Here is a 4,103-nt window from a genome sequence, read left to right on the forward strand (position 1 = left end):
ATGAAAAACATTTCATATAAATTATAATATTATTATCAATTATAAACAAGTTATTTCAATATATGTTTCAATAAATAATCTATATTTCAAGTATTTGTGTTATTTTAAGTGAAAAATAGTTTTGAAAGTAAAGTAAATTAATTGAAAGCTTATATATTACTTCCTGCTAAATAACCTGTAGATAATGCAATTTGTACATTGTATCCACCTGTATATGCATCAATATCAATAACTTCGCCTGCAAAAGAGAGGTTATTGATTAATTTAGACTTCATTGTAGAAGGATCTATTTCCAATGTATCTACCCCACCTGAAGTTACTATTGCTTCTTCTATTGGTCTTAATTTTCTTATAGTTAATTTAATACCCTTTATTAAGTTAACTAAATATTTTCTTTCTTCTTTTGTAATTTCGTTAACTTTTTTATTTTCATTAATATTAGATAAACTTATTATTATAGGAATAAGTTTTTTAGGAAATAAGTCATCTAAAGAATTTTTAAATTCTTTATTTATATATTTCTTAAAATCCTTCTGTACTCTTAAATCTAGTTCTTCTAAGGTTAAAGCTGGCTTCAAATCTAAAGCAATATAATACTTTAAGCCTTCATTAATATATCTAGAGGTTTTTAGGGCTAACGGACCCGAAATTCCATAACTTGTAAATAATACTTCACCTTGCTCTTTATATAGAGGTTTTTTCTTATCTACTTCATATAATGAAATTCCAATATTTCTAAGGGTTAATCCCATAATTTCTCGTATCCAGCTATTACTAATCTCAATAGGAACTAATGATCCTTTAAGAGTAGTAATATTATGTCCAACTTCTTTAGAAAATTTTAATCCATCTCCAGTTGAGCCTGTTAAAGGATATGATACTCCCCCAGTAGCTATAATATAATTATCTGCAGTTATAATATAATTATTATTAACTTTAACACCATCAATAAGTGAGTTTTTATAAATTATATCTGTAACCTTTGAATTAAGTCTAATATCTACCTTATTATTATTTAATTCCTTTAAAAGTCCTTTAATAATATCTGAAGACTTATCTGAGTTAGGAAAAACTCTACCGCCCCTTTCAGATTTAAGTCTTATTCCCTGTGATTCAAAAAAGTTTATAGTATCTTCATTTGTATAAGAGTATAATGCACTATATAAAAAATGAGGATTGCCAGGAATAAAGTCAAAGAACTCTGAAATGTCCTTACTATTGGTAACGTTACATCTTCCCTTACCTGTAATAAATAACTTCTTTCCTACCTTTTCATTACTTTCAAGAAGTATAACTTCATTGCCATCTTTAGCGGCTGTAATAGCTGCCATCATTCCTGCAGGACCTGCTCCAATTACTATTACTTTTTTCATATTCATCCTCCAATGCATTATTTTTTCTTAAAATAATATATCATTTAACAACCTTAATTACAACTTTTATTGTATAAAAATAGATGTATCAATCTTATATAATAATTGATACATCACTTTAGTTAAATTCTTATGTAATTTTTAATTAAACTGTATAAAGTGGGACTAAAATATAATATGATTTTAATCTTCACCTACATTTCTATTATTATAAGAATATACATTGTATTCTTTCCAAATTGATTCAAGACTATTAAATGTATTTGCTATACTTTGCTTCTCTCTCATTCCAACTGCAATTATTAATGCATTAATAACTGATAAAGGTGCAACTAAAGAGTCAACAAAGGAAGCCATATTGCTATGAGCAATTAATGAATAATCAGCCTTTGATGCAAGAGGTGATAAAAGGCTGTCAGTAATTGCAACTACATCCGCACCTCTATCTTGTGCAAAAGCTAAAGCATCAATAGTTCTAGAAGCATATCTTGGGAAGCCAATACCTATAACAAGATCTCCTTCTTCAAGATTGATCATTTGCTCAAATATATCAGATATTCCATACCCAACAGTCTTAACATTTTGCAAAATAATATTTAAATAGAAACCTAAAAATTCTGCCAAGGCTGTTGAGCTTCTAAGTCCAATTATATATATTCTTTTTGCTTCAAATATTTTATTAACAACATCTTCAAAGGTATTATAATTTATCTTTTCTAGGGTAGCTCTTATATTTTCAATATCTGCTTTAAGAACACCTTTAAGTGCATAACCTTCACTTACGTAATCATTTGATAATTCTAATCTTTGAACTGTTGTAAGTTTGTTTTTTATTAATTCTTGAAGTGCTTTTTGAAGTTTTGGGTAACCTGAAAATCCAAGTTCATTTGCAAATCTTACTACTGTAGATTCTGAAACCCCAACTGATACTCCAAGCTTAGCTGCAGTCATAAAAGCAGCCTTATCATAGCTTTTCAAAATATACTCTGCAATTAATTTTTGTCCTTTGCTCAATCTTGGGAATTTTGATTGTATTATTCGCATTAAATCTTTTGAGTTATCATTAAGATTATTATCCATTCATATCCCTTCTTTTCATTTAAACTTAACAACTTATACTATTATACTATCATTTATTGAATAATCCAGCAATAATTATTTCATTTTTCTCTTAAAAGGAATAAAAACTTGTAGTGTATTTATAGGTTGTCAATTTTATTTTTTCTCTACAATTACCAGCATAGGTGAGACTTCTTGCCTGTTCAGATAGGATTGTGCCATAACTCCATACTTATTTTTAGGCAGTTCTTTTAAATACTGTAAAATGCAAGTTTCTTCTATCTTACCTTCATTATGACCTCTATATATGCAAATAGCCATTATTCCCCCACTGTTAAGTAATTCAAGACCTGATTTAATACTTTCAAGTGAAGTTATATGATTAGTCGTTATATTTTTATCACCACCAGGTAAAAATCCTAGGTTATATATTATACAATCTACTTTTGTATTAATATAAGTATTAAATAAATGATGAGAATCATTTATAACTTCAACATTTTCTATATTCTTTTCTTTATATTTAATACAAGGTTCCTCTTGAATATCAAAAGCATATACTTTTGAAAAGTTATTAGCTAAAAAATCTGTGTCATATCCGTTACCTAAAGTAGCATCAATAGCCACAATTTTGTTTAAAACATAGTTTTTTATAATATCATGTGATAAATCACTTATATTCCCAACATATCTATACATATTTACCTCGAAATTTTCTATAATGAATTTATATATTTAAGTTCCTCTTCAGTTAAATCTCTCCATTGACCTTTTTTAAGATAACCAAGTTTTATATTACCAACTTCAACTCTTTTTAAGGATAATACCTCATGACCTAAAGCTTCACACATTCTTCTTATTTGTCTATTCTTACCTTCATGGATTATAATCTCTACAACTGAGTTAACTGAATTCTTCTTCTTTTCTATATCTAAAAGTGTCATTTTCGCTTCAGCAGTTATATATCCCCCAATATCAACTCCGCTCTCAAACCTTCTAATTTCCTCTTTGCTAAACTCACCTCTGCAAGTAGCAATATACTTTTTTCCTATATTAACTCTTGGGTGAATTATTTTATTATAGATATCTCCATCGTTAGTAAGTAATATCAAACCTGAACTATCGTAGTCTAATCTCCCTATAGGGTAAATTCTTTCTTCAACTTTAACTAAGTCTAAAATCGTTTTTCGTCCCTTTTCATCTTTAACAGAAGTTATATAACCTTCTGGCTTATTAAGCATTATATAAAGTTTTTTTTCTTCAGGCTTTATTATATTACCTTTATATGTAACTGTATCTTTTTCTGGATTTATTTTGACACCAAGTTCAGAAACAATATTATCATTTATTTTAACTTCCCCACTTAGTATTATTTCTTCACACTTTCTTCTAGATGCAACACCACATCTAGCCATGTATTTTTGTAATCTTTCTTCCATTTATATCACTCCGTACCTTTAATAAACAATTAATTTATATTGTTATAAATATTCTAGGTTTTATTAATTTATATTATCCGCTAATGATTCATAAATAACTAGATTGCTTCCACAGTTTATATAAAAATCAAAAACTATACTTTTAACTTGTATATTTAACTTAAGTATTTCTTTTATATTTTAATTTTATAAAACTAATTAATGTAGATTATTAATTGAACCATATATATAC

Annotated in this window: 4 protein-coding genes; all 4 read right to left on the reverse strand. The window is 27.2% G+C overall.

Features of this window, described 5'->3' with window-relative positions; genetic code table 11:
• Positions 1 to 149: 149 nt before the first annotated feature.
• The gene (locus tag E6248_RS14005) at positions 150 to 1,373 is read right to left on the reverse strand and encodes an NAD(P)/FAD-dependent oxidoreductase (protein WP_316341404.1); all 1,224 of its coding nucleotides are present in this window, start codon (positions 1,371 to 1,373) and stop codon (positions 150 to 152) included.
• Positions 1,374 to 1,556: 183 nt separating this feature from the next.
• Complete coding sequence (locus tag E6248_RS14010; RefSeq protein WP_156624461.1) at positions 1,557 to 2,453, reverse strand: MurR/RpiR family transcriptional regulator; 897 nt, start codon at positions 2,451 to 2,453, stop codon at positions 1,557 to 1,559.
• A gap of 135 nt (positions 2,454 to 2,588) precedes the next feature.
• Entirely contained in the window at positions 2,589 to 3,131 is a 543-nt protein-coding gene (locus tag E6248_RS14015; RefSeq protein WP_316341405.1) for a class I SAM-dependent methyltransferase, read from the reverse strand.
• Between the two features lie 17 nt (positions 3,132 to 3,148).
• A complete protein-coding gene (locus tag E6248_RS14020) occupies positions 3,149 to 3,871 on the reverse strand; it encodes a pseudouridine synthase (protein WP_316341406.1) in 723 nt (240 codons plus the stop codon).
• Positions 3,872 to 4,103: the final 232 nt, after the last annotated feature.

This window comes from Clostridium sp. (genome assembly GCF_032552055.1).
Lineage (GTDB): Bacteria > Bacillota > Clostridia > Clostridiales > Clostridiaceae > Clostridium.

Coding starts and splice junctions, on each gene's coding strand:
- E6248_RS14015 (WP_316341405.1), bottom strand. CDS start 3,131: ATGTATAGATATGTTGGGAATATAAGTGATTTATCACATGATATTATA.
- E6248_RS14005 (WP_316341404.1), bottom strand. CDS start 1,373: ATGAAAAAAGTAATAGTAATTGGAGCAGGTCCTGCAGGAATGATGGCA.
- E6248_RS14010 (WP_156624461.1), bottom strand. CDS start 2,453: ATGGATAATAATCTTAATGATAACTCAAAAGATTTAATGCGAATAATA.
- E6248_RS14020 (WP_316341406.1), bottom strand. CDS start 3,871: ATGGAAGAAAGATTACAAAAATACATGGCTAGATGTGGTGTTGCATCT.